Here is a 25,694-nt window from a genome sequence, read left to right as displayed (position 1 = left end):
AGCGTTAAACTCGCTTTTTCTCCGGTTACTCCGATTACTTTCACCAGGACATGTCTTATGGATCAAACCACACGAAAAATACATGAAAAAAAACATATAGCGCTGGTTGCCCACGATCATTGTAAAACGGCGCTGATGCAGTGGGTCGAACGTTATAAAGAGATACTCAGCCACCACAATTTGTATGCCACCGGCACCACCGGCAATCTTATTCAGCGGGCGACCGGTCTGCCAGTAAAATCAATGCTCAGCGGCCCCATGGGTGGCGATCAGCAGGTAGGTGCCCTGATTTCAGAAGGTAAAATTGATGTGTTGATTTTTTTCTGGGACCCCTTAAATGCAGTGCCGCACGACCCGGATGTTAAAGCCTTACTGCGGCTGGCGACTGTTTGGAATATTCCGGTTGCCACCAACCGCGCTACCGCGGATTTTATTATTCATTCCCCACTTTTCAGCCACGAACTGGAGATAATGATCCCCGATTATCAACGCTACCTTCAGCAACGGTTACAATAGGTTCGTGGCCTGGGTCGATCAGGGCTTACGCTGTACTGATACGCCGAGCCGTTTAAATTCATCAACAAATACAGAAGGTGCCTGCGGGTCAAACAGCAGCCATACCTGTTCTTTGGCTCTGGTAAGCGCCACATAAGCCAGACGTCGTTCTTCGGCGTCGGGAAAATCTTCCGGTACCGGCAGCAGGACTTCCTCAATTACCGATTCCCTGGCAACAGCCGGAAATCCCTCTTTACCCTGAGATAATCCGAGCAAAATAACATAATCAGCCTGACGGCCCTTACTGACATGAATCGTCATGAATTCAATATCCAGTCCTGGCCAGCGGGTTTTTGCTTTATCCAGCTCAGCCGGACGCAGGTAATGATACCGGGCCAGCACCAGCACTTTTTCCTGTGGCCTGACAAAACCGCTGAGTTTATTTAGTAAAGCTTCGAACTGGTTTTCAGGTAATAAAATCACCGCTTTTTTACTGCCCTTACGTAAGCTATTAAGCGGCTTTTTTAACTGATGTGGATTTTGCTGAACAAAACGGTTAGCAATGTCGCCAATACGTTCATTAAAGCGATAGGTAATATCAAGTATGCAACGGTCACCCTCACCAAAATGGTGATGAAAGGCCGTGGTCAACGCCATTTCCGCACCGCTGAAACGATAGATAGCCTGCCAGTCATCGCCGACAGCAAACAGCGAGGTACGCGTATTCTGGCGACGCAGCGCGGCCAGCAGGCAGGCGCGCTGAGGTGAAATATCCTGAAATTCATCAACCAGAATCGCTTTCCACTGGCTGATAAAACGACCTTTATCCAGCAAATTGACCGCCTGATGAATCAGACCGGCAAAATCCACCGCACCTTCATTCTTAAGCGCGCTTTTCCAGGCTTTAACTAACGGGGCCATCAGCCGGACACGCTTGCTAAACTGATCGCGCAGCGCGTCCGGTGCCTGTTCTATCATTGCCGCCTGTGCACCGCCATGGGTACGCATTAATCCCAGCCAGCGCTCAAGCCGGCTGGCTACGCGGCTAGCCAGCCGTTCATCCTGCCAGAAAGCCGCATCATCCAGCGTCCAGCCCAATTCTTCTTCCAGCCACTGACGCCAGCCTTTTGCCTGCGCTTTTTTTTCAGCACATTGCTGGCGCCAGACCGAAACCAGAAATTCGCGTCTTTTCATGGCATCAGTTTCCAGCACGCTGATAGCCGGCGGGCGCTGGCTGGCTTGCTGAATAATATGCAATGCCAGTGAATGAAACGTTCTGACGTCAATTTCTTCCTTGTTCAATCGCTGCTGAACACGCTGTTGCATTTCTTCCGCCGCTTTACGGCCGAATGCCAGCAACAAAATTTGTTCCGGATTGGCAAGTTTACGTTGTATTAACCAGCCGGCACGGGCAACCAGTACCGAAGTTTTACCGCTGCCGGCACCGGCAAGAGTCAACACCGCATCTTCACCATTTACCACCGCGCGCGCCTGTGATTCATTTAGCGGAGTGGATTCTACCGTATTAAAGAAATCGGCATACTCTTCCAGCATGCGGCTGCTCCACTGCGCATTATGCTGCTGGCGCTGCTCATCGGCCTGCTGGTACCAGCACTGGCAATACGCCCACTGCTGCCCGCAGTTTGCAAATTGCGGCAAGCGCTGATGCGGCAATGGCAAAGCAGAAAATAAACTATCAAGCTGCTGACGCAGATCGGTAATATCGCTACTTTTAAGCCAGCGAGACTGTTGTTTAACATCGTCAATAACCCTGACGGCGTCGGCCAGCACCGTTGCGCTCACCTCGCTCATTTCTTCACTCCAGCGGGTCCAGGCTTTGTCCAGATAGTGAAAAAAACGCTGGGTTTCGTTCCACTCAGTACCGTGCAGGCGCACCACTTTCTCATCAATCAGCGTAAACTCCAGTTCACCCCACACCACTCCACGCTTACAACGAATGGTTAGCAACTGGTTAAAAGGAATAAGGTACTGATGTTTCTCTCCGCTGACTTCAACGCCGGCATTCAGTAAACGCACCTGGTTATAAGGATGCCGCGCCAGATGTTTGCCAAGCGACGTTGATTTCAGTTCCATGCACCTGGCCCCGTAGCAATAAGTAATCCGGATAGTTTACCGCCAGCAGGTTTAGCGCTCCAGTGCTAAAACGCGTTACAATCAAGGCATTGAACATTGTGTTTCATATTTAACGGGAGAAGTGCCATGCGCACTGTACTAAACATTCTGAACTTTGTACTGGGTGGCTTCATTACCACTCTCGGCTGGTTGCTGGCGACACTGGTTTCTATAGTGTTGATCTTTACCCTGCCTTTAACCCGCTCCTGCTGGGAAATCACCCGGCTCTCTTTCCTGCCCTTTGGCAATGAACCCGTACACGTTGATGAACTGTATCCCGAACGTCGCAACACGCTGCGTAATGGCGCAGGTACCCTGCTGAATATTGTCTGGTTTATATTGTTTGGCTGGTGGCTCTGCCTGAGCCATATATTTATTGGCATTGTACAGTGCTGTACTATTATTGGCATTCCGGTTGGCATTGCCAACCTCAAGATTGCCGCCATTGCCCTTTGGCCGGTTGGACGCCGGGTGGTGACCGTTGAACAAGCGCGTGCTGCACGTGATGCCAACGCCCGTCAGCGTTTTAATCAGGGAAACTAATGCAACCTCTCCTTTCGCTGACTCTGCGCCGTTTCAGACTCAGCAGTGCCTGGTTATATAATCTGCGTATTTTACTGGCGCTAACCGGAACGACCCTGGTGCCGTTCTGCTTGCAACAGGTTACCTGGACTATTCCGCTAACCCTGGGTGTGGTGGCCGCCGCGCTGGCTGACCTTGATGATCGCCTGAGCGGGCGCCTGAAAAATCTGATTATTACTCTGATTTGTTTCTGCGCGGCATCAGTTTCCGTTGAGCTGCTTTACCCCTGGCCCTGGCTGTTTTTTATTGGGCTCGGTCTTTCCACCTGGGGGTTTATTTTGCTCGGCGCCCTGGGTCAACGCTATGCAACAATTGCCTTCGGTGCTTTGCTTATCGCACTTTATACCTTGCTGGGTGTTGGACTGTTTTCTCAATGGTACTTTCAACCTCTTCTGTTACTGCTCGGCGCCGCCTGGTATAACCTGCTCACACTCTGTGGCCATCTGCTCTTCCCGGTGCGTCCGTTGCAGGAAAACCTCGCCAGCACCTTTATCCAGCTGTCGCACTATCTTGAAGCCAAGGCCGGCCTGTTTGACCCCGACGCGGAGACCGGCAGTAATTGCGGCTTAATTGACGTGGCAATGACCGACAGTCAGTTAGTTGCACAACTGAACATCACCAAAGCCTCAGTACAAAGCCGGCTGCGCGGCGATCAGGCACAGCGCGGTACTCAACGCTCTCTGCATTATTATTTTGCTGCGCAGGATATACATGAAAGAGCCAGTTCATCCCATGTTCAGTACGACAGGTTACGTGATGCCTTCCGTCACAGCGATATTCTGTTTCGTTTTCAGCGGGTATTAACGCTGCAGGCAAAAGCCTGTAGCCAGCTGGCGGAGGCCATTTTGCTGCGGCGGCAATATCAACACGATCCGCGTTTTGAAGCACAATTCAACAACCTCAGAATCGCGCTGGCTCAGCTGGATGCGCATGCCGGCTTCCCTGCCGAGCGAAAAGCCATGCATTATCTGCTCAACAACCTGCTGGCAATTGACGCCCAGCTGGCCACTATTGAATCTGAACGGCGATTAGCACAGCCCAATGCCAGCGAAAATCAGTTGCCCGATGAGGGACTGACCGGCTGGCATGACATTCGCCTGCGCGTCAGTCGTCACCTCTCTCCGGCTTCACCGCTGTTCCGTCATGCGGTTCGCATGTCACTGTTATTATGTTGCAGCTACGCAGCCATCCAGCTTACCGGCATGAAACATGGCTACTGGATTTTATTAACCAGCCTGTTTGTCTGCCAGCCTAATTACAATGCGACAAAACACCGGCTGTCACTGAGGATAGCGGGGACAATTGCCGGGATACTGATTGGTTTGCCGGTACTGTGGATGGTTCCCTCAGTTCAGGGCCAGCTACTGCTGATTGTGCTCAGTGGCGTGCTATTTTTTGCTTTTCGCACGATACAATATGCACACGCTACCATGTTCATTACCCTGCTGGTATTGCTCTGCTTTAATCTGCTTGGTGAAGGCTATGAAATCGCGCTGCCTCGTATTATTGATACCCTGATTGGCTGCGCAATTGCCTGGATGGCGGTCAGCTGGATTTGGCCTGACTGGCGTTTTCGCGATTTGCCCTCCGTGATTCGCCGTACGCTGGACGCCCACTGTCGTTATCTGGATGCCATTCTGGTGCAATATCATCAGGGTAAAGATAATCGTGTTGATTACCGGATCGCCCGACGTCAGGCACACAATGCAGCCGCAGAACTGGCCACGGTAATTGCCAACAGATCTGGCAAAAAGGCCCACTCCGGTTTACAGAACGAGGAAGCGTTTCGCCTGCTGTGCTTATGTCACTCACTGTTAAGCTATATTTCTGCTCTCGGGGCCCACAGAGAAAAAATCGAGGACGAGGCGTTATTATTATTACTGGATGATGCCGTCTGTTATGTTGATGATGCCTTGCAGCCAGACGCTGCACTTTCCCTGGCGTTGAACAAACAGCACGCTGCATTGTTTAGCCGAATTGAAACGCTGGAACCACAGACAGAAAGCAGCGCCCACCTGATTTTACAACAGATTTTATTGCTACTTGCTTTACTACCTGAGTTAACTGCGCTTCAGGCGCGTATTATTGCTATCGACAGCGCTGACGCTCAAGCTCGGCAATCTTAGCCTCATACCAGCGCCGCAAATCGGCCTTCACATCTTCAGGTAACGCCTGATAGTGAAGGCCACTTAACGCACCTTCCAGCGCGAAAAGCGTATTCAGACCCAGATGCGCATTTAACGCCCGCAGCTTAAGCCAGCTGGCTTTTGCGCCCTCTTCTCTGAGCGCACCGATGCTGCTAATGCCCGCAGCACGCAATAAGCGTTCAAGCTGCTGACCGATGTTGGGCAAATCCCGTATTTGCCGTGCCTGCCTCGATTCTTCAATATGCTGCTGCGCGCCCTTTAAACACAGCCGTGATATAGCCAGCAACTGCTCTGGCTCCTGCCACAAGGTTTCATTGACCTGATAATAGTCAAGGCTGACCGGTACACCGCGCTTCATAAACTGTAGCGTATGCAGCTTGCGTTCACAGAGATAGGGCCTGGACGCTTCACAGGCGCGCAGATAAAGCTCACCTTTAGCAACCACAGCAAAGACGGCTTTACCTACGCTCAGGCTGTAGCCACCAAATTGCGTGCGCACGCTAATCGTGCCCAGTGGGTCCAGAACCCTGGTAATGCGCTCAATACGTCCTTTTGTCGTCATCATTTCCTCCTTGTTAATTAACCGGGCTGCCCCTGACATTAGAGGTTGTAGTAAAAGCAATCAATGCCTTGCCGCTGTTTTTGTCAACGTCGTGTCAGATTTGCGAGGTGTTTTGAAAAAAATCAGGTTGATTTTCAGCCATGACACGGATACTGTATATTCATACAGTGACAATACAGGTGAATTAATTATGCGTACTCAACTTTCTCATTCTTATCGTGTTAGCAAACCTGTGCATGTAAACGCCTGTCCGGCAACCACACTAAGTTCCGGTAGCATTGCCGAACTCGTCATCGGTGACGGTCAGATAGCAATGCTGCAGCTGATGTTATTGCCGCTGCTGCAGCAGTTGAGTCTTGAATCCCGCTGGCAGCTGTGGTTAACATCAGAACAAAAAATCAGTCGTCCCTGGCTAAAATCAACCGGACTGCCACTGAATAAAATGATGCAGGTTCAGCGTCCGGGGGAAGTGACTACCCTCGATGCAATGATCAAAGCATTACAGACTGGCAATTACAGCGTGGTAATTGGTTGGCTGCAAAGCCCGCTGTCTCCTGAACAGAGGAAAATGCTGGAAGCAGCAGCAAAAACAGGTCACGCCCTCGGCTTAATTTTATCCACGACAGATCGTCAGAAAACCATCAACGGACCAGTAAACAGCCTGAAAATTCCCTCAAGTTTGTATCATTAAGTAAAAATGGGAATTTTCTCAGCGTTATGCCGCCTGAAGCCTTCGATAAGCTTATGATTCTGTTATGGCGCGCTTTGACAATGGGTTAGCGACGTTATGAGATATAATCACTGTTGATTTTTGCGCGACAATTGTTAAAAGATATGTATAAAACGCTATTTTTTTATCGCGCTACCCAACATCATACTTGTAAGTTTTTCACGACGTTGTAGACTTTATCACGCCGAGGTGCTCCGACAACCTCCATGCGGAAGCGTAATAATCGAGCTATAAAGCCCGGCGAAGGATTAAACCAAGAGCTAAATTCAGCTCCTTGCCTATTTGGATGATAACGAGGCGCAAAAATGAAAAAGACAGCTATCGCAATTGCAGTGGCACTGGCTGGCTTCGCTACAGTAGCGCAGGCCGCTCCGAAAGATAATACCTGGTACGTCGGTGGTAAACTGGGCTGGTCTCAGTATCACGACAAAGGCTACTACGGTAACGGTTATGTCAACAACGATGGCCCGACCCATGAAAGTCAACTGGGCGCTGGTGCATTCGTGGGCTATCAGGCGAATCCTTATCTGGGCTTCGAACTGGGCTATGACTGGCTGGGACGTATGCCTTACAAAGGCAATACTGTTAACGGCGCGTTCAAAGCACAGGGCATTCAGCTGGCAGCGAAACTGAGCTACCCGATCACTGATGATCTCGATATCTATACTCGCCTGGGCGGTATGGTATGGCGTGCTGATTCAACCCAGTATAACGGTAACACTAATTCCCGCATCAGCGACAACGACACTGGCGTTTCTCCGCTGGCAGCCGTTGGTGTTGAATATGCTGTCACTAAAAACTGGGCAACCCGTCTGGATTACCAGTGGGTGAACAACATCGGTGACGCGACTACCGTTGGTACCCGTCCTGATAACGGCATGCTGGCTCTGGGTGTTTCTTACCGCTTCGGCCAGGATGAGGCTGCTCCAGCTCCGGCACCTGCTCCGGCTCCGGTTGTTCAGACCAAACGCTTTACTCTGAAGTCAGACGTATTGTTCAACTTCAACAAAGCAACGCTGAAACCTGAAGGTCAGCAGGCGCTGGATCAGCTTTACAGCCAGCTGAGCTCAATGGATCCGAAAGATGGTTCTGTCATCGTTCTGGGCTACACCGACCGCATCGGTTCTGACCAGTACAACCAGAAGCTGTCTGAGAAACGTGCTCAGTCCGTTGTTGACTACCTGGTTTCTAAAGGTATCCCGTCTAACAAGATCTCTGCACGTGGCATGGGCAAATCTGACCCTGTTACCGGCAGCACCTGTAACAGCGTGAAAGGCCGCAATGCCCAGATCAGCTGCCTGGCGCCTGACCGTCGCGTAGAAATCGAAGTTAAAGGCATTAAAGACGTTGTTACTCAGCCACAGGCTTAAGTAACCGGCTTTGAAAAAACCCCGCTGATGCGGGGTTTTTTATTTCTGTTCTTCGGGTGACAATGACTACAGCCTCTTTACAGGCTCAGCGCTCTTTAGAATCGCCAAGAATAGCCTGCAAGTCCTCTTTGAGTAACGACATCTTACTGGCGTATTTTTCTTTGCGCTCAGCATCTTCAATCAGCTGCACAATGGTTTCAGACAGGGTCAGCTTACGCCGCTGGGCAAGACCGGCAAGCCGCTGCCATACCAGATATTCAAGGTCGATTGATTTTTTACGACTATGCTGATGTTCCGCATTAAAATGACGTTTACGTCGGGCACGTATCGTCTGCTTCATACGATTTTCCAGCGCCGGATTGATATGTTGCTGTATCCACAACAATACCTCCACCGGCCGGTTTTCCATAGCCAGCAGCTCATCCACCGCAACCTGAGCCGCACTTAGCTCAATATAACGGGTGATCAATTCCCCTTCGCGGTGTTTTTTTACCAGATATTTCCATTTCCATCCGCTTTCAAGATTTTCGAGCTGCTGATATTTCATCGGAATCTCAATGCTGATCGCCTTGTTTACAGAGCATAACAGCTTTTCAGGTGACATAAACCGGAAAACCGCTGTACTTAGCAAAAGGTGTGCGGCATCACAGCTAAATTGACAGGCGCGGTGCTTAACCGGCTGAAATACAGTATAATGCGCCCTTTGTTCATTTCAGATAAATCGATAACATTGACCAGTAACAAACTAGATTGGCAGGTACTACGGCCACAAACCGATAATTATCAGCACTTTTTTTCTCAGCTCCCTGAGGATACTTCAGGGTGTTTTGAAAAAATTCAGGCACGCCTGGCAGACGGTTTGCAGACCTTCAGTCTGACGACGGCACAACCGGCAATGATGCTGGTAAAAATCGCAGAATATGGACAATACCTGACGCTACTGCGCGACCGATTGATGATGCTGCAAGCAGATAAGCCACCACACTGGTGCGGTGGGCATTACAGTCTTGAAGGAAATCAGGCCCGCTGGCGCAGTGTTGAAACGGCGGAAGATAACTTTGCCTGTCTGTCCGGTCAGGTTGGCGTGGCCGACTGGATTGAACCTGAACAGCTGTTTGGCTGTGTGCGTATTTTCCGTGACAATCTGACGCTTGAACCGGGCCTGCTGCACCGCATTAATGGTGGGACGCTGATCATTTCGCTGCGAGCTATCATTAGCCAGCCCTTAATGTGGCTGCGGCTGAAACAAATTTTTCTCAGCCAGCAATACATCTGGTTATCACCAGATGAAACCCGCGCGCTGCCTGTTTCTGTGCCCGCCATGCCGTTAACCTTCCGCCTGCTGATAGCCGGCGATCGCGAAGCGCTGGCGCAATTTCAGGAAATGGAAGCCGAATTGTCAGCCCTGGCCATCTACAGTGAGTTTGAAGAAAACATACAGATTGTTGACGATGAAGAAATGACTGACTGGTGTCAGTGGGTGCGTGAGGTGGCTAATCGTGCCGATATTGGTGACATTGAAAGCGATTTCTGGTCGCAGCTGATCATTGAAAGCGTACGTTATACCGGTGACCAGGAAACCTTGCCGCTTTGCCCCTGCTGGCTGACACGTCAGCTACAGGATGCGTTAATTTACAGCGAAGATAACCGTCTCGCCGCCAGTCAGTTAAAGAGCGCGCTTGAAGCACGCGCCTGGCGCGAAGGCTTCCTTGCCGAGCGCATGCAGGATGAAATTCTGCTCGATCAAATCCTGATCGATACTGAAGGCGCCGTCGTCGGTCAGATAAACGGCCTTTCTGTAATCGAATTTCCTGGTCATCCACGCCCCTTTGGTGAACCTTCGCGTATCAGCTGCGTCGTCCATCCCGGTGACGGAGAATTTACCGATGTTGAGCGTAAAGCGGAACTTGGCGGCAATATTCATGCAAAAGGCATGATGATTATGCAGGCCTGGCTGGTATCTGAACTCGAACTGGAGCAGCAGCTGCCCTTCTCGGCCTCGATTGTTTTTGAGCAGTCTTATTCAGAAGTAGACGGTGACAGCGCATCGCTGGCCGAACTATGTGCGCTGATTAGCGCCCTGGCGAATCAGCCTGTGAATCAACAGATTGCCGTTACCGGTTCGGTCGATCAGTTTGGTAATGTACAGCCTGTTGGCGGACTGAATGAAAAAATTGAAGGCTTCTTCCAGATTTGCCAGCAGCGTGGGCTAAACGGCAGACAGGGTGTTATTTTACCTGCAAGTAATGTGCGCCATCTGGCCCTTAACGACGACGTGATCAACGCCGTCAGGGAAGAACAGTTCCACCTCTGGACCGTCAGCCATATTGAACAAGCCTTGCCATTGCTGATGGATAAAGTGTGGAATACCGAACGCGGTCCCTGCCTGTTGCGAACAATTCAGGAACGTATTGCGCAAATGAACCAGCAGGAAAACCGCCACCGTCCATGGCCGCTGCGCTGGCTTAACTGGTTACATCACAACTGATCGGAGTTGTTGAGCGTACAGCTGTTCGCTAATCTTCGACACTCATGAAAATAGGGCTATAGAACTCATGGTAGATAAACGTAATTCTTATTCTAAAGAAGACCTGATGGCTTCTGGTCGTGGTGAGCTGTTCGGCGCCGGTGGCCCGCCTCTTCCGTCAGGCAATATGCTGATGATGGACCGTGTGGTTGAAATGAATGAAACCGGCGGAAAATATAATAAGGGTTACGTCGAGGCAGAACTGGATATCTCGCCGGACCTGTGGTTCTTTGGCTGCCATTTTGTTAACGATCCGGTTATGCCTGGCTGCCTTGGACTTGACGCAATGTGGCAGCTGGTCGGTTTTTATCTGGGCTGGCTGGGTTCAGAAGGTAAAGGTCGTGCGCTGGGCGTCGGTGAAGTGAAATTTACCGGCCAGGTATTACCAACAGCGAGCAAAGTCAGCTACCGCATTCACTTCAAACGCGTTATCAGCCGCAAACTGGTGATGGGGGTGGCTGATGGTGAAGTACTGGTAGATGGCCATGTGATTTACACCGCTACCGATCTGAAAGTGGGTCTGTTCAAAGACACCAGCGCTTTCTGAGTCACCAATAATAATAAACCTCCGCATCAGCGGAGGTTTTTTCCTGACAACGAACAGAATCACGCCAGCGTCGTTCTGTCCGCCATGGCTTGTCGCCAGCCTCCCAACCAGTGAGACCGGGCATCAATCATCTGGTAAGGACACATTTCCCTTGAACGTCCGCTGATGCCTGCCTGATAACCGCGAGAATGTGCGCGCTCGAGTCGGTCTCTTTTCTGTCTCTTCATACCTTGTTTCCCTCATTTTGACTGGTGGAATTCGGATGTTAAGAAAGCAATGGCTACTTCAGGAAAGCAGCCATTATGTTGGTTTTAACCCCTGTATCAGCAAAGATCAATGCGCAAATTTCACGCCAATGTCATCAAAATGACGTGTAAAGAAAGTAAAGCGAAGCGTTTACTCTGCGCTAGCCAGATGACTAACCTGCGGAAAAACATTGAAAAAGCCCCTGATCCTGACAAATTTTCATCTGTCAGCAATCAAGGACTTAGCGAAAAGTAAAGATTAGCGATTGCCGGCAGCCGATGACAACTGGCGGGCAATCTCAGCAGAAACCTGTTGCCAGCCTGCGGCTAAGGTTTTCACCAATGGCTGGTAACCGTCGTCACGCAATGGCAGACTCAGTGAAAAACCCTGACGTCTGATAATATTACCCTGTTGCAGTATCCAGTCACCACTGATTACCACCTGACCATCGTAGCGGCCCTGGAAAGCGGTAATATTTACGCTGAGCACATCCGGCCGATCCCCCAGTGCTGTTGCAGACACCACCCGTCCAGGTAGCTGAGCTGACAAATTATTGATCAACGCCTGCTTTAGCTGCTGGTCAAGCGGACTGGCCCACAAATGACGACTGGCGATAACATAATTGACCTTGCTGGTCTGATAAACAATTCCGCCGGCGGATAAATAGTCCGGCAGCGTCAGTCGTTCAATCCAGACCGCTGGCCGGCCGGTGGCATCTTTGTGCAGCTGGCTGCTCAGCACAGCATCAGCCTGCGGCAGCTGATAATAAGATGGCTGACCTGCGCCGCCACAGGCGCTCAGGGCCAGCACCATTATACATACAGGGATCCACTTCATCATTTATGTGCCCTCTTTGGCTGCGGATCCTGGCCGGGTTTAGCCTCAAATACCAGCGCATTACTCTTAGTATTCAGCGTACGCAGTAGCGGTTGCAGTTCACGTAAAACCTGGTCAAGACGTTGCATATCCGATACCAGACGATTATATGCCGGTGACCCGGGCTGAAAACCACGCAGACTGCGGTTAACATCAATCAGCGTCTGCTGCATGTCGGCCGGCAGCTTTTGCATTTCCTTACTGCTGATTAGCGTGTTAAGACTGCTAAGCGTACGATCCAGCTGACGCATCGACTGCTGACTCTGTTTCAGTGTACGAGTGGCCTCATTGAGCATCGGATCAATTGGCAGGCTGTTGATCTTGTCCAGTACCGCCACCAGCTTCTGCTGGATCTGGTTCAGACCACCATCAATTGTCGGAATAATATCATAGCCGGATACTTTATCCGGACCTGTGTAGGCTTTGATATTGTTATAAAAATCCAGATCAACATACAGCGCGCCGGTGAGTAAATTGGCGGTTTTCAGCGACGCACGCAGCCCTTGTGTTATGCCGCTTTTCAGGTGCTGATCAATATTAAAATCGCCCCCCAGCATACTGCGCAAGCGATCCGGCTCAATGCGAATCAGCACCGGGATGCGGTAATCGTTATTCAGCGCCTGAGCAACCGCCATGGACTTAAAGGGTACTTCAGCAACGGTCCCCAGACGGATGCCGCGGAACTCAACCGGTGCGCCGGGTTGCAGCCCGCGAATTGATTGATTAAAGAACATCAGGAAATCCTGATGTTCGGTATACAGCGAATCCTGGATGCTGCGCTGATCGTCAAACAAGCGATATTCCGCCTGATTTTGCGCCACCTTACCTAAATCCCAGCCTTGTGGCACGTCAAAACTGACGCCGCCACTGAACAGCGTCGTCAGCGAGCCCATTTCAACACGCATACCCGATGCAGACATATCGACGGCAATACCGCTGTCTTTCCAGAAGCGAACGTTTGTGGTCACTAATCTGTCGTAAGGTGCCGTAATAAACAGCTGGTAGGTCATCATACGTTTTTCGGTATCAAAATGCGCCATTTCCACCGAGCCAACCCGGTAACCCCGAAACAGCACCGGATCGCCAGGCGTCAGCTGACCGGCTTTGCCGCTGTCTAAAATAACATGGATACCCTTAGCGTCAGGTGGCGCCAGCGGCGGCGCATCAAGCAAAGCATACTCTTTGGCCTGGCTGCCTTTGCTTCCTGGCTGCAGCTCGATATAGGCACCGGAGAATAACGTTCCAAGACCACTGACGCCGGAGCGACCAATGGTCGGTTTCACTACCCAGAAAACGCTGTCGGTGTGCAGCAGTTTTTCCATGCCCGCATTAAGCCGCGCTTTAATTTTAACATGATGCAGGTCATCACTCAGCGTCACGCTTTCAACCATACCAACATCGACACTGCGGCTTTTAATCGCCGTTTTACCGCCGACGATATCTTCAGCATTGGTGGTGGTTAAGATAATTTCCGGCCCCTGATGACTAAAATGCCAGAACAGGATCCAGCCGCCAATCAACAGGGTAACAATCGGCACGATCCATACCGGTGACCAGCGTTTGATCTGTTCTATCTGGGCTGAGCCCTGATTATTCTCCTGCAAGTTTCAGCTCCTTCCGGTTGTGCTGTGCGTAGCGTGCACGATCCCACGTCAGGCGGGAATCAAAGGTCATTGACGCAATCATGGTCAGAATGACTACCAGCGCAAACAACAGCGCCCCGATATCCGGATAAATACTCATTAGTTGCCCCATTCTGACCAGCGCGGAAAGAATCGCGATAACAAAAACATCAATCATTGACCAGCGGCCAACAAACTCAACCACCTCATAAATCAGATGCATTTTTTCACTGTCGCGCCGGCCATAGCCAGCGGCATCCCAGCAAAGCCAGCCTATGGCCAACATTTTCAGGCTGGGCACCATAATACTGGCAATAAAAATAACCAGCGCCACCGGGTACGAACCTTCACCCCATAACAGCACCACGCCGGCCATGATCGTTGAGGTTATCTTATTTCCCAGCGCCTGAGTCACCATGATAGGCAGTAAATTAGCCGGGATATAAAGCATCAGAGAGGTGAGCAACAAAGCCAGCGTCCATTGCAGACTATGGCGACGGCGCGGCGTGCCATATGTATGACAACGGGGGCAGACCGTCTGCTGCGCCGGTAAAACGGCGGCACAACAGCGGCAGGCGCGCAGTTGTTGCGCCAGACCGCTGATCCCTGGTGTCGGCATAGCCGGTAACGCAGGCAGCGGCGCTATCTCCTGCCACAGCATACGCCGGTCAATACACATAAAGGCACGCAGCTGTAACAAGCAGAACAAACACCAGGGCAAAAAACTGCTGCCAAGACCAATATCACCGTAGGCCATCAGCTTGACAAAGCTAACCAGCACGCCCACCAGAAAAATTTCGGCCATACCCCAGGTTTTAAGATGAAACAGTACCCTGGCCATTAGCCGCTTACAGGCCAGCGGCAAGCGGACCCGGTTCACCAACAGGAAAATAGTGAGCATACACAGCGCCGGCACGCCCTGAACAAACAGCAAAAACAGCATGGCCAGACTGGCATAATCTTCGCTAAGCATCACTTGCGGAATGCGCCACAAGGTAATCTGATTGTTGAAGCCCGCTACCTGCATACTGATGAACGGGAACAGATTGGCCAGTATCAGCATAAACAGTGCTGCCAGCGTATAGCCGGTAGCGCGGATACGCGTATCCCGCCAGCGCGTGAATAAGGTTGAATGACAGCGCGGACAGCGTGCTCTCTGCCCGACACTGATCGGTGGCAGATGCGTCATCAGATCGCACTGCGGGCAGAGTATCCATTGTTCAGCGGGGGGTGATGCGCACATCCCTCTCTCCTGTGGTTTAATCGCTGTTTTTCAGGGATTCAAGATACTCCCAGCGTTGAAAAGCGCTTTCTAATGCTTTCTCAGCCGCAGACAGCGCATCCAGTGCCGGTTGCGTCACTTCAAGCGGCTGATTAAAGAATCCCGGATCGTTCACCGTCGACTGCAGTTGTGCTAACGACAACTCCAGCGTTTCCAGCTGTTCAGGCATTTGCTCCAGCTCGCGCTGCAGTTTATAGCTGAGTTTAGTGGTAACCGGTTTGGCCGAATCGTTTTTTAGTGCCGTCTTTTTTGCCACAACGGCCGGCGCAGTTTTCACCGGCTGACGAGCAGAATACCAGGCCGCACGCTGCTGCATGGCATCATGATAGCCGCCTACGAACGTATTAATCTCACCATCACCTTCAAAGATCCAGCATTCGGTTACCGTATTATCGACAAACTGACGATCGTGGCTCACCAGCAGTACCGTACCCTGATAACCGTCGATCAGCTCTTCCAGTAGTTCCAGCGTCTCCACATCAAGATCGTTCGTCGGTTCATCCAGTATCAGTAGATTACTGGGCTTCAGGAATAATTTTGCCAGTAAAAGACGATTCCGTTCGCCACCCGACAGCGCCCGTACGGGTGTCATTGCCCGCCTGGGATGGAACAGAAAATCCTGCAGATAACCTAAAACGTGCCGTGGCTTGCCGTTTACCATCACCTCCTGCTTACCTTCAGCAAGGTTATCCATTACCGTGTGATCAGGATCCAGCTCGGCACGGTGCTGATCAAAGTAAGCGACTTCCAGTTTAGTCCCGCTGTGTACCCGACCGCTGTCAGCCTTTAACTGACCGAGCATTAAGCGCAGTAAGGTGGTTTTGCCGCAGCCGTTGGCGCCAATCAGCGCAATTTTATCCCCCCGCTGTACCTGGGCGGAGAAATCGTTCACCAGTTTTTTTTCTGCATTACGGTAACTGACTTGTTCCAGTTCAAAGACGATTTTGCCAGAGCGCGTTGCCTCACCGACCTGCATATTGGCTTTGCCCATCACCTCACGGCGCTCGGCGCGCTCACGGCGCAGTGCTTTAAGCGCCCGTACCCGGCCTTCATTACGTGTCCGTCTGGCTTTGATACCTTGTCGTATCCACACTTCTTCCTGTGCCAGCTTGCGGTCAAATTCGGCATTTTGCATCTCCTCCACCCGCAATGCCTCTTCTTTGCCGCTAAGATAGAGATCGTAATCACCAGGCCAGGAAACCAGCTTGCCACGGTCAAGATCGACAATACGGGTAGCCATATTGCGGATAAACGAGCGATCGTGAGAGATAAAAACGATACTGCCACTAAAACCTTTCAGGAAGTTTTCCAGCCAGTCAATGGTTTCAATATCCAGGTGGTTTGTCGGCTCATCGAGCAACAATACCCGGGGATTGCTGACCAGCGCGCGGCCCAACGCCGCTTTACGTAGCCAGCCGCCTGACAGTGCAGAGAGTTGCATGTCCGGCTGCAGACCAATTTGTTGCAAAACATCGTGAATACGACTTTCCAGCTGCCAGAGATTCTGGTGGTCAAGAATCGTCTGCAGGCGCGCCATCTCATTAAGATTCTTTTCACTGGCATCCTGCATCACGCGATGTGAAATGGCATGATAAGCTTTAAGGTATTCGGCCTGTTCTTCAACACCTTCCGCCACAAAGTCATACACCGAACCGGCGATATTACGCGGCGGATCCTGCTGTAAGCGGGCAACGATCAGGTCGTTTTCATAAACCACGCGCCCGTCATCGAGCGACTGTTCCCGGTTGATAATTTTCATCAACGTTGACTTACCGGCACCGTTGCGTCCAACCAGACAAACCCGCTCATTTTCTTCAATGTGCAGCTCGGTATTGTCCAGCAGCGGCGCATCGCTGAATGACAGCCATGCGCCATGAATACTGATTAATGACATGGCACTGTTTCCTTACCGGCGTGGGTTATCAGCCAGCAGTTATGTATCTGACGATGGCGGGCAAAATCCAGCGATTGCGTACGGACCGTAATATCCTGAGCCAGCAGCCCCAGCGCCTTCAGCCCGTCGTGGTCCATTTTAAAGCCCCTGCGGTTATTGGAGAATACCACTGTCCCGCCAGCACGCAGCAGACGCTTTAAATCGCGCATCAGCCGCAAATGGTCGCGCTGCACGTCGAAACTCTCTTCCATGCGTTTGGAGTTAGAAAACGTCGGCGGATCAATAAAAATCAGATCGAACTGTTCATCAGTTTCACTCATCCAGCCAAGGCAGTCGGCCTGTATCAGGCGGTGCTGACGCCCGCTCAGACCATTCAGCCGCAAATTTCTTTCTGCCCATTCCAGATAAGTACGCGACATATCCACCGTGGTGGTGGTACGGGCGCCACCCAGTCCGGCGTGTACGCTGGCGCTGCCGGTATAAGCAAATAAATTCAGGAAATCCTTACCCTGGCTCATTTCACCCAGCATGCGGCGGGCGATGCGGTGGTCAAGGAACAGTCCGGTATCAAGATAATCCGTCAGGTTCACCCACAGACGAGCCTCATACTCCTGAACTTCAAAACTGTCGCCCTTTTCGCTCAGCTTCTGGTATTGGCTTTTCCCTTTCTGTCTTTCACGGGTTTTCAGCACCAGACGGTTAGCCGGAAGTTCCAGTACCGACAGCGTGGCAGAAATCACGTCAAACAGCCGCTGACGGGCGCGATGTGCATCAATTGTTTTTGGCGGTGCATATTCCTGAATCACCACCCAGTCAGCATAACGATCGACGGCCACATTGTATTCCGGCAGATCGGCATCGTAGACCCGGTAACAGTTAATCCCTTGTTGCTGCGCCCATTTATCAATTTTTTTCAGGTTTTTACGCAGGCGGTTAGCATAGTCACCCGCCACCTCAGCGCCAGCGCTTTCGCCGCTGCCGGCCGCCAGGTGATAATTTTTCTGAATACAGTCGAGCGGACCATTTTTCGCTTTAAACTGTCGGTCTGCCCGCAGCTGCACGCAGCTAAGTAAATCGACAGATGCGCTGAATAATGACAGCTGCCAGCCGGCAAAATGCTGCTTCAAACGTCGCCCCAGCAGGCTGTGCAACGCAATCAGCGCCGGTTCACTGTCCAGACGCTCACCGTAAGGCGGATTGCTGATTACCGTGCCGGTCGGCCCCTGATGCAGCGGATTAGTCAGATGAATCACATCCTGCCGGGCAAAGCTAATCAGTTCAGCAACCCCGGCGCGACGCGCGTTGGCCTTCGCCTGAGTCAGTACCCGGTCATCATTATCATAAGCAAAAAAGCGCGAGCTGGTTTCCTGCAATCCGCGACGGGCACGTACCTGTGCCTCACTGCGCACGTTTTTCCACAGTTCATCATCATATTGTGACCAGCCAGAAAAACCCCAGTGTGTCCGATGCAAACCCGGCGCCCGATCCGCGGCTATCATAGCCGCTTCAATCAGTAAGGTGGCAGAACCACACATCGGATCAACCATCGGGGTGCCCGGCTGCCAGCCAGAACGTAAAACAATCGCCGCCGCCAGCGTCTCTTTAAGCGGCGCCAGGCCGGCCTGCTGACGATAACCGCGCTGATGCAGCCCTTCACCGCTCAGATCAAGCGCAATACTGGCGGTTTCTTTATGCAGCCAGACGTTAATGCGAATATCCGGTTGTTCACGGTCAACATTCGGTCGGGCAAGGTTATTGCGCGTGAAGCTATCAACAATCGCATCTTTGACTTTTAGCGCGCCATACTGGCTGTTACGGATAACCTCGTTAATGCCGCTAAAATGCACGGCAAAGCTTTTGTCACCGCTGAAAATTGTGGTCCAGTCAATAGCCTGAACGCCAAGATAGAGATGCAGATCGCTGTACACCCGACATTCTGTCAGTGGCAGCAGTATGCGTGAAGCCAGCCGACTCCACATCAGCGACTGATACATCAGACGATCGTCACCCTGATAATGCACGCCGCCCTGAACAATCTGGCATTCGCTGGCACCGAGCTGTTCGAGTTCACTTTTTAACAGCTCTTCTAGTCCGCGCGCCGTACTGGCAAACAGAGATTTCATAAACTCACTTATCGTCTTCTCAAAAATTGTTGCGCATTATAGCGAATGCGCGTCACATGTCATAAAGTTAGCTTTTTTTGTAATGGCTGGAGCAAGGAGCCCCCATGATTTCACTCACCCGCCTTTTTATTCATCCCATTAAATCAATGCGCGGCCTGCAGGTTTCTCATGCGCAGGCGCTGGATAGCGGGCTGGCTTTCGATCGCACATTTATGATTAGCGACGAGAATGGCACCTTTCTCACAGCCCGTCAGTTTCCGCAAATGGTGCTGTTTACCCCAGCGCTGACCGCTGAGGGACTTTACCTGACCGCCCCGGATAACCGCAGCGCCGTAGTACGCTTTTGCGATTTTCAACCTCAGGCAGCGGCCACCGAAGTCTGGGGACAGCATTTTACCTCGCAGATTGCCCCCGACACCATTAACAACTGGCTCAGCAGCTATTTTGATCGGCCGGTACAGCTACGCTGGACTGGTCAGAAGATGACGCGCCGCGTCAAGCGTTATGATCAGATCCCCCTCGGCTTCGCCGACGGTTTTCCCTACCTGCTGATTAATGAAGCGTCCTTTCGCGATGTGCAGAACCGCACGCCGGCGGGAATCAAAATGGAACAATTCCGGCCTAACCTGATCGTTACCGGTGCGCCGGCCTGGGATGAGGATAGCTGGTCATCTTTGCGCATCGGCAATGTCACCTTTGAAGTCAGCAGACCCTGTTCACGCTGTATTCTCACCACTGTCAGTACCGAGCGCGGACGTAAACATCCCGCTGGCGAGCCGCTGACCACCCTGCAAAATTTCCGTACCGCAACAGATGGCAGTGGTGACGTGGATTTTGGTATTAATCTGCTGGCCAGTAATAGCGGTATATTACGCGCCGGTGACGAACTGACGGTATTAAGCCGCAAGTCTCCGCGCAGTTATGGCGCCGGCAAAATGGTGGAATCCCTCCAGCTAAGCGACGACCATCCCCAGGAGATAAGCATTCACTATCAGGGCCAGACGGTAAAAGGCAATAATCAGCAGGTGTTACTGGAACAGCTGGAAATGCACGGTTTTCGCATTCCCTATTCCTGTCGGGCGGGAATCTGTGGCAGCTGCCGTATGACGTTAACATCCGGCCAGGTTAAACCGATGAAACAAAGTGCGGTTGCAAATGACGGCACCATTTTGTCCTGTAGCTGTATTCCGGCAGGCGACATCAGCCTGGCCTGACAAAATAGTGTCAGACCGCGTGGTCGTAACGTAAGTCGCTGGCTGCCGGCGGCGCAGGCATCAGGCGGTCATGCATCACTTTAATGGCGTCGCCTAACACCATCGTGCGTCCGGCTAGCTGCAGCTGAGGCTGGGCCAGTAAGCACAGCGCCGCGTTTTCACCGTTTTCAACCACCAGCAGCTCTGCACGCTGGTTGTTTTCGCACAGGATTACTGACACGCGTTCACCGGGTTCCGGGCAGTGACTGTGGTTCTGTGAGACGAAATGCCAGCTTTTTGGCATCAGTGGTTTCAGAAAGCGCAGCGCAACCAGTGCATTGAGTATCAGTTCAGCGCGCTGTTCGCTGTTTAACTGACAATGACGGCATTTCTCTTCAAAATTAAAATAAAACGCCGCATCGTCGACACAGAAGCGACTTTCGCAAAAAGCATCCGGCGTTAACATTTTACGTGGAAAACGCGAACGGAACAGCATGCCGTCAGCCAGATCAAGCATCATTCTGTCCTGTTCGTCATCATAAAACCAACGCCAGTTATCGTCAGGTTTAATCCTCATTGTGCGCCTTGTGGTTGCTATTAAATAATTAGTTACAAATAAGCTGCCCGATATTCTGATACCTCGGAATCCGAAAATATTTGATACGCGAAATTCAGCCGCAATGAAAATAACTATAGACTAGATAAAATATAAACGAGCCAGTGGAGAAAATAAAGCCCCTGGCTGCATTATCTAAGAATTGGCTTAGAGATAGGTCACAATTTGTTTTATCAGCGACGGTCCCTGATAAATAAAACCGGAATATATTTGTACCAGCGAAGCCCCTGCCGCAATCTTTTCTCTGGCGGCCAGCAATGAATCAATGCCACCTACGCCAATAACAGGTAATTTTCCTTGCAGCTCATCCGTCAGACGACGAACAATTTGCGTGGCACTAAGCTGAAGCGGACGCCCGCTTAGCCCCCCTGCTTCATCCGCATATTTTAATCCCTGCACCAGGCTGCGATCGAGGGTGGTATTCGTCGCAATCACGCCGTCAATATTATGTCTGACCAGACTATCAGCTATTTGGATCAATTCGTCTTCGGAAAGATCCGGCGCGATCTTCACAACGATCGGCACATATTTATGATATTTAACTTCCAGCGCATTTTGTTTATTCTTCACCGCGCTTAATAAATCATCCAGCGCCTCACCATATTGCAGACTGCGTAATCCAGGTGTATTTGGTGACGAAATATTAATGGTAATATAGCCGGCATAGGGATAAATTTTATTTATACAGGTCAGATAATCTTCTTTGCCCTGCTCCACTGGGGTATCTTTATTTTTACCAATATTGATACCCAGTATGCCATCAAAGCGCGCTTTCTTGACATTCTCAACCAGATTATCAACACCCAGGTTATTGAATCCCATGCGATTTATAATACCCTGTGCTTGCGGCAGCCGGAACATCCTGGGCTTATCGTTACCGGGTTGCGGGCGCGGCGTTACGGTACCGATTTCGATAAAACCAAATCCCATCGCGCCAAAGGCATCAATACACTCTCCGTTTTTATCCAGCCCTGCGGCCAGACCCAGCGGATTCCTGAAAGTCAGCCCCATACATTTGACGCTGCGCCCATTCAGTGGCTGACGGATCAACCCTTCCAGCGGCGTACCGCTGATAAAACGTAATTGCTGCATAGTTAATTCATGCGCCCGTTCCGGGTCGAGCCGGAACAGTGCCTGACGGACAAGGGGATAGATCATTTACTCTCCTGAGTTGCCGATGCAAACCGGCGGACGATTATCCGCTATATCAGGCTGAAAATAAAATGACTTGTCTTCGCATCACCGCCTGCTTTTGCATTCCATGCACGATGAATACCGGATAAAGCATTTACCGGATGTCCACCGCTCTGCCAGGATAATGCCACAAAGTATTAATGCAGGATTAATCAACAACTGTTGATTATAAGGAGCGGCAATGTGCGTTATCACGCTGGCGGGCAGCCCGCGCTATCCGTCACGTTCATCGTCTTTGCTGGTGCTGGCACAGCATTACCTCACCGCCCGTGGCGTTGAGGTTATTCCGTGGAATCTGCACAATTTTGATCCGGCAGACTTACTGCATGCGCGCTTTGACGCGCCGGCGTTGCTGGCATTATGTGAGGATCTGCAAAAAGCCAGCGGCCTGATTGTAGCCACGCCAATTTATAAAGCCTCATTTTCAGGCGCGCTAAAAACCCTGCTCGACCTGCTGCCAGAACGGGCGCTGGAAAATAAAGTGGTCCTGCCGCTGGCCACCGGCGGCAGTGCTGGCCATATGCTGGCGGTTGATTACGCGCTGAAACCTGTGCTTAACGCCTTAAAAGCCCGGGAGATATTACAGGGCGTCTTTGCCCAGGAGCAGGAGATCAGCTATCAGCAAAACCAGCCGCAATTAACGCCGGCACTCACGTTACGTTTTCAGCAGGCGCTGGCAACGTTTGTCAGTGCTATCAGCCGACAGCGTAGTACCGAGGTCAGCGCCTGAACGCCAGCAAGCTGATTATCCGGCAACGATAAAATAAAGGGCGCCATTAAGGCGCCCGAATCGCATACTGCCAGTATCAGGCATTCAGTGCGCGACTAATCTTTTCATAGAGATCCCCTGACAGTTTATCCAACCGCTGTAAGCTCTCCAGCGCCTCACGCATCAACGCCTGACGCGCACTGTCATAACGTTTTAAGCGAATAAGCGGCTCGATCATACGGGCAGCAACCTGCGGGTTACGGCGATTGAGATCGGTGAGGATCTCAACAAGGAAGCGGTAACCGCTGCCATCGGCGGCATGAAATGCCGCCGGATTAGCCGAGCAGAATGCGCCAATCAAGGCACGAACACGGTTAGGATTGCTCAGGGAAAACGAGCGGTGTGTCAGCAATTCACGTACCTTGTCCAGCACGCCGTCCGCCGGGCTGGTTGCCTGCAGAACAAACCATTTATCCATGACCAGACCGTCCTGGTGCCAGCGATCATCAAAAGCCGTCATCAGGGCCTCTTTACAGGGTAAACGGGCCGCCACCGCCGCGGATAATGCGGCCAGGGCATCGGTCATATTATTCGCCTGCTGGTACTGACAGCGTACCAGCCTGTCCGCCTGTGTAGCGTCGCCAAATGCCAGATAACTCAGACAGACATTTTTCAGCGCTCGTTTACCAATATCCGCCTGTTCAACCCGATAGGTAGCCGTCTGGTTAGCCTGATAAACCGCCAGCCACTCATCTGCCAGTTCCGCTGCCAGCGTCTGCTGCATCGCCTGACGTACCGCTGCAATCGCCTGTGGATCAATCGTGCTGAATAACTCGGCAATTTCATTTTCCCCGGGCAGAGTAAGAATCAGTGCCATCAGCGCCGGATCGCTGTGCTCGTCGAGCAAAACGGCGCGGAAAGCATCAGCAACGTGAAGCGGCAACGAAAGCGGCTGCTGCTGCTGATAGCGGGCAACATTCAGTTTGATATAGGTCGCCAGCAGACTCTGCGCGGCGTCCCAACGGGAAAAATCGTTGCGGGCATGGCGCATCAGGAAGGTCAGCTGTGCATCGCTCCAGGGATAATCCAGCTTAACCGGTGCAGAGAACTCACGCAGCAGTGACGGCACCGGCTGAAAATAAACCTTATCGAACACAAAGCTCTGAAATTCTTCAGTAACATTGAGTACATGGTGGACAGGATGGCCATTGTACTGCAACGGAATCACGTTACCCTGGTTATCATACAGCTCAATATCCAGCGGAATATGCAATGGAAGCTTCTCTTTTTGATCGGCCGTCGCTGGCGTCATCTGCTGCACATGCAGAGTATATTGTTCGAGTTCAGGATTGTAATCATCACGGATGGTCAGCTGGGGCGTACCCGACTGAGTGTACCAACGGCGGAACTGTGACAGGTCAATATTGGATGCGTCTTCCATCGCCTGGACAAAATCATCACAGGTCGCCGCGCTGCCATCGTGACGTTCGAAATAGAGCGCCATTCCTTTCTGAAAATTTTCCTCGCCAAGCAACGTATGCAGCATGCGAATCACTTCCGCACCCTTTTCATAAACAGTCAGGGTATAAAAGTTATTCATTTCAATCACCTGATCCGGACGGATCGGATGCGCCATCGGACTGGCATCCTCAGCAAACTGGGCACCACGCATCACGCGCACGTTGTCGATGCGATTAACCGCGCGTGAACCCAGATCAGAGCTGAACTCCTGATCGCGAAACACCGTTAGCCCTTCTTTAAGGCTCAGCTGAAACCAGTCACGGCAGGTAACACGGTTACCGGTCCAGTTATGGAAATATTCATGGCCAATAACCGCCTCAATACCAAGATAATCTTTATCAGTGGCCGTCTCCGCTTTTGCCAGTACATATTTAGCATTGAAAACGTTCAGTCCTTTATTTTCCATCGCTCCCATATTGAAAAAATCAACGGCGACAATCATAAAGATATCGAGGTCATATTCCAGATTGAAACGCTGTTCATCCCATTTCATGCTGTTTTTCAGCGACGTCATCGCCCAGTCAGCACGATCCAGATTGCCGCGATCGACAAAGATCTCCAGCGCAACGTCCCGACCAGAACGGGTGCGGAAACTGTCGCGCAGTACGTCAAAATCACCGGCAACCAGGGCAAATAAATAGCAGGGTTTTGGAAAAGGGTCCTGCCATTTCACCCAGTGACGTCCCTGCGCCAGGTCTCCGCCATCGAGCCGATTACCGTTAGATAACAAATAGGGATAACGCGCTTTGTCGGCATAAATTGTGGTCGTAAACCGCGCCAGTACATCCGGACGGTCGGGATAATAAGTAATATGCCGGAAACCTTCAGCTTCACATTGGGTACAGAGCGCTTCACCTGACTGATAAAGTCCCTCCAGCGCGGTATTTTTATCTGGCTGAATCGTATTGACGATTTTCAGGGTGCAGTGTTCTGCCAGTCCGTGAATAACCAGTCCGCCTGTAACCTGCTGATAATCACGCCATGGTTCACCGTCAACCTCCAGGGAAACCAGCGTAAGATCTTCACCATCCAGCCGCAGTGGCTCACCGGCCTTGCCCAGACGCTTAACCTGACTGATTGCCGTAACCTGGCTCTGATCAGGTGCTAAATCAAAGACCAAATCAATGTCAGTGATGGTATAATCGGGCGCACGATAATCGTGACGGTGTTTAGCTTGCGGCAATTGAGTCATAAAGCATGCTCCTGGCATAATGAAGTCAGTGCGAATAAGTCTATGCTGCTTGCCGCCCGCATGCTATGACTGAATCCATTTTCAGCGCGTAAATAAACGTTATTTATACAATTGATTAACAATGGCACAGAAT

The 25,694-nt window shown here is 51.4% G+C and carries 21 protein-coding genes; 9 read left to right on the top strand and 12 right to left on the bottom strand.

Translation table 11 applies throughout. The features are described from left to right. The first annotated feature begins 57 nt into the window (after positions 1-57). A complete protein-coding gene (locus BL249_RS11565; RefSeq protein ID WP_099705287.1) occupies positions 58-516 on the top strand; it encodes a methylglyoxal synthase in 459 nt (152 codons plus the stop codon). Positions 517-534: 18 nt separating this feature from the next. Here BL249_RS11565 and helD read toward each other — a convergent pair whose 3' ends face one another. Next, a complete protein-coding gene (gene helD / locus BL249_RS11560) occupies positions 535-2,589 on the bottom strand; it encodes a DNA helicase IV (RefSeq protein ID WP_099705286.1) in 2,055 nt (684 codons plus the stop codon). Between the two features lie 126 nt (positions 2,590-2,715). Here helD and BL249_RS11555 point away from each other — a divergent pair, with 126 nt between their 5' ends. Beyond that, positions 2,716-3,171 carry a YccF domain-containing protein gene (locus tag BL249_RS11555; RefSeq protein ID WP_099705285.1) on the top strand — a complete coding sequence of 152 codons (456 nt, stop codon included), beginning with the start codon at positions 2,716-2,718 and terminating at the stop codon, positions 3,169-3,171. After that, positions 3,171-5,336, top strand: coding sequence for a YccS family putative transporter (gene yccS / locus BL249_RS11550; protein ID WP_099705284.1), 2,166 nt, complete (start codon positions 3,171-3,173; stop codon positions 5,334-5,336). Before BL249_RS11555 ends, yccS begins: the two co-directional genes overlap by 1 nt. Here yccS and BL249_RS11545 read toward each other — a convergent pair. Further along, positions 5,299-5,922 carry a TfoX/Sxy family DNA transformation protein gene (locus tag BL249_RS11545; RefSeq protein WP_099705283.1) on the bottom strand — a complete coding sequence of 208 codons (624 nt, stop codon included), beginning with the start codon at positions 5,920-5,922 and terminating at the stop codon, positions 5,299-5,301. The genes yccS and BL249_RS11545 overlap by 38 nt on opposite strands. A 187-nt stretch (positions 5,923-6,109) precedes the next feature. Here BL249_RS11545 and sulA point away from each other — a divergent pair, with 187 nt between their 5' ends. Beyond that, positions 6,110-6,610: an SOS-induced cell division inhibitor SulA gene (sulA, locus tag BL249_RS11540; protein WP_099705282.1), complete on the top strand. Its 501-nt coding sequence runs from the start codon at positions 6,110-6,112 to the stop codon at positions 6,608-6,610. A gap of 344 nt (positions 6,611-6,954) precedes the next feature. Continuing rightward, positions 6,955-8,019, top strand: a complete 1,065-nt coding sequence (gene ompA / locus BL249_RS11535) for a porin OmpA (protein ID WP_099705281.1) — start codon at positions 6,955-6,957, stop codon at positions 8,017-8,019. 85 nt (positions 8,020-8,104) lie between these two features. On the opposite strand, the gene matP is transcribed toward ompA, so the two are convergent. Further along, the gene (gene matP / locus BL249_RS11530; protein WP_099705313.1) at positions 8,105-8,566 is read right to left on the bottom strand and encodes a macrodomain Ter protein MatP; all 462 of its coding nucleotides are present in this window, start codon (positions 8,564-8,566) and stop codon (positions 8,105-8,107) included. Between the two features lie 147 nt (positions 8,567-8,713). On the opposite strand from matP, the gene BL249_RS11525 reads away from it, so the two are divergent. Beyond that, positions 8,714-10,507, top strand: a complete 1,794-nt coding sequence (locus BL249_RS11525; RefSeq protein ID WP_099705280.1) for a S16 family serine protease — start codon at positions 8,714-8,716, stop codon at positions 10,505-10,507. 67 nt (positions 10,508-10,574) lie between these two features. Further along, positions 10,575-11,093, top strand: a complete 519-nt coding sequence (gene fabA, locus BL249_RS11520) for a bifunctional 3-hydroxydecanoyl-ACP dehydratase/trans-2-decenoyl-ACP isomerase (RefSeq protein ID WP_099705279.1) — start codon at positions 10,575-10,577, stop codon at positions 11,091-11,093. A gap of 59 nt (positions 11,094-11,152) precedes the next feature. Here the strand turns inward: fabA and rmf are convergent, their stop codons facing one another. The 6 genes from rmf to rlmKL all read right to left on the bottom strand — a co-directional run bounded on the left by rmf (position 11,153) and on the right by rlmKL (position 19,136). Beyond that, a complete protein-coding gene (gene rmf, locus BL249_RS11515; RefSeq protein WP_099705278.1) occupies positions 11,153-11,320 on the bottom strand; it encodes a ribosome modulation factor in 168 nt (55 codons plus the stop codon). Between the two features lie 277 nt (positions 11,321-11,597). Further along, positions 11,598-12,179, bottom strand: coding sequence for a membrane integrity-associated transporter subunit PqiC (pqiC, locus tag BL249_RS11510; RefSeq protein ID WP_099705277.1), 582 nt, complete (start codon positions 12,177-12,179; stop codon positions 11,598-11,600). Continuing rightward, positions 12,176-13,819 carry an intermembrane transport protein PqiB gene (gene pqiB / locus BL249_RS11505; RefSeq protein ID WP_099705276.1) on the bottom strand — a complete coding sequence of 548 codons (1,644 nt, stop codon included), beginning with the start codon at positions 13,817-13,819 and terminating at the stop codon, positions 12,176-12,178. The genes pqiC and pqiB overlap by 4 nt, the downstream gene beginning before the upstream one ends. After that, the gene (gene pqiA / locus BL249_RS11500; RefSeq protein WP_099705275.1) at positions 13,806-15,080 is read right to left on the bottom strand and encodes a membrane integrity-associated transporter subunit PqiA; all 1,275 of its coding nucleotides are present in this window, start codon (positions 15,078-15,080) and stop codon (positions 13,806-13,808) included. The genes pqiB and pqiA overlap by 14 nt, the downstream gene beginning before the upstream one ends. A 16-nt stretch (positions 15,081-15,096) precedes the next feature. Next, entirely contained in the window at positions 15,097-17,013 is a 1,917-nt protein-coding gene (locus BL249_RS11495; RefSeq protein WP_099705274.1) for an ABC transporter ATP-binding protein, read from the bottom strand. Further along, entirely contained in the window at positions 17,004-19,136 is a 2,133-nt protein-coding gene (rlmKL, locus tag BL249_RS11490; protein WP_099705273.1) for a bifunctional 23S rRNA (guanine(2069)-N(7))-methyltransferase RlmK/23S rRNA (guanine(2445)-N(2))-methyltransferase RlmL, read from the bottom strand. Before rlmKL ends, BL249_RS11495 begins: the two co-directional genes overlap by 10 nt. A gap of 104 nt (positions 19,137-19,240) precedes the next feature. Here rlmKL and BL249_RS11485 point away from each other — a divergent pair, with 104 nt between their 5' ends. Beyond that, positions 19,241-20,350, top strand: coding sequence for a YcbX family protein (locus tag BL249_RS11485; RefSeq protein ID WP_099705272.1), 1,110 nt, complete (start codon positions 19,241-19,243; stop codon positions 20,348-20,350). Positions 20,351-20,360: 10 nt separating this feature from the next. On the opposite strand, the gene BL249_RS11480 is transcribed toward BL249_RS11485, so the two are convergent. Beyond that, positions 20,361-20,906, bottom strand: a complete 546-nt coding sequence (locus tag BL249_RS11480) for a cell division protein ZapC (RefSeq protein WP_099705271.1) — start codon at positions 20,904-20,906, stop codon at positions 20,361-20,363. Positions 20,907-21,092: 186 nt separating this feature from the next. Next, entirely contained in the window at positions 21,093-22,103 is a 1,011-nt protein-coding gene (gene pyrD / locus BL249_RS11475; protein ID WP_099705270.1) for a quinone-dependent dihydroorotate dehydrogenase, read from the bottom strand. 217 nt (positions 22,104-22,320) lie between these two features. On the opposite strand from pyrD, the gene ssuE reads away from it, so the two are divergent. Beyond that, complete coding sequence (gene ssuE, locus BL249_RS11470; RefSeq protein ID WP_099705269.1) at positions 22,321-22,869, top strand: NADPH-dependent FMN reductase; 549 nt, start codon at positions 22,321-22,323, stop codon at positions 22,867-22,869. 76 nt (positions 22,870-22,945) lie between these two features. Here ssuE and pepN read toward each other — a convergent pair whose 3' ends face one another. Continuing rightward, positions 22,946-25,561 (bottom strand): aminopeptidase N, encoded by a 2,616-nt coding sequence (gene pepN, locus BL249_RS11465; RefSeq protein WP_099705268.1) that lies wholly within the window; start codon positions 25,559-25,561, stop codon positions 22,946-22,948. Positions 25,562-25,694 lie beyond the last annotated feature (133 nt).

Source organism: Erwinia sp. OLFS4, from assembly GCF_002752165.1.
Taxonomy (GTDB): Bacteria; Pseudomonadota; Gammaproteobacteria; order Enterobacterales; family Enterobacteriaceae; genus Izhakiella.
This window is presented reverse-complemented; position numbering and strand designations above follow the sequence as displayed.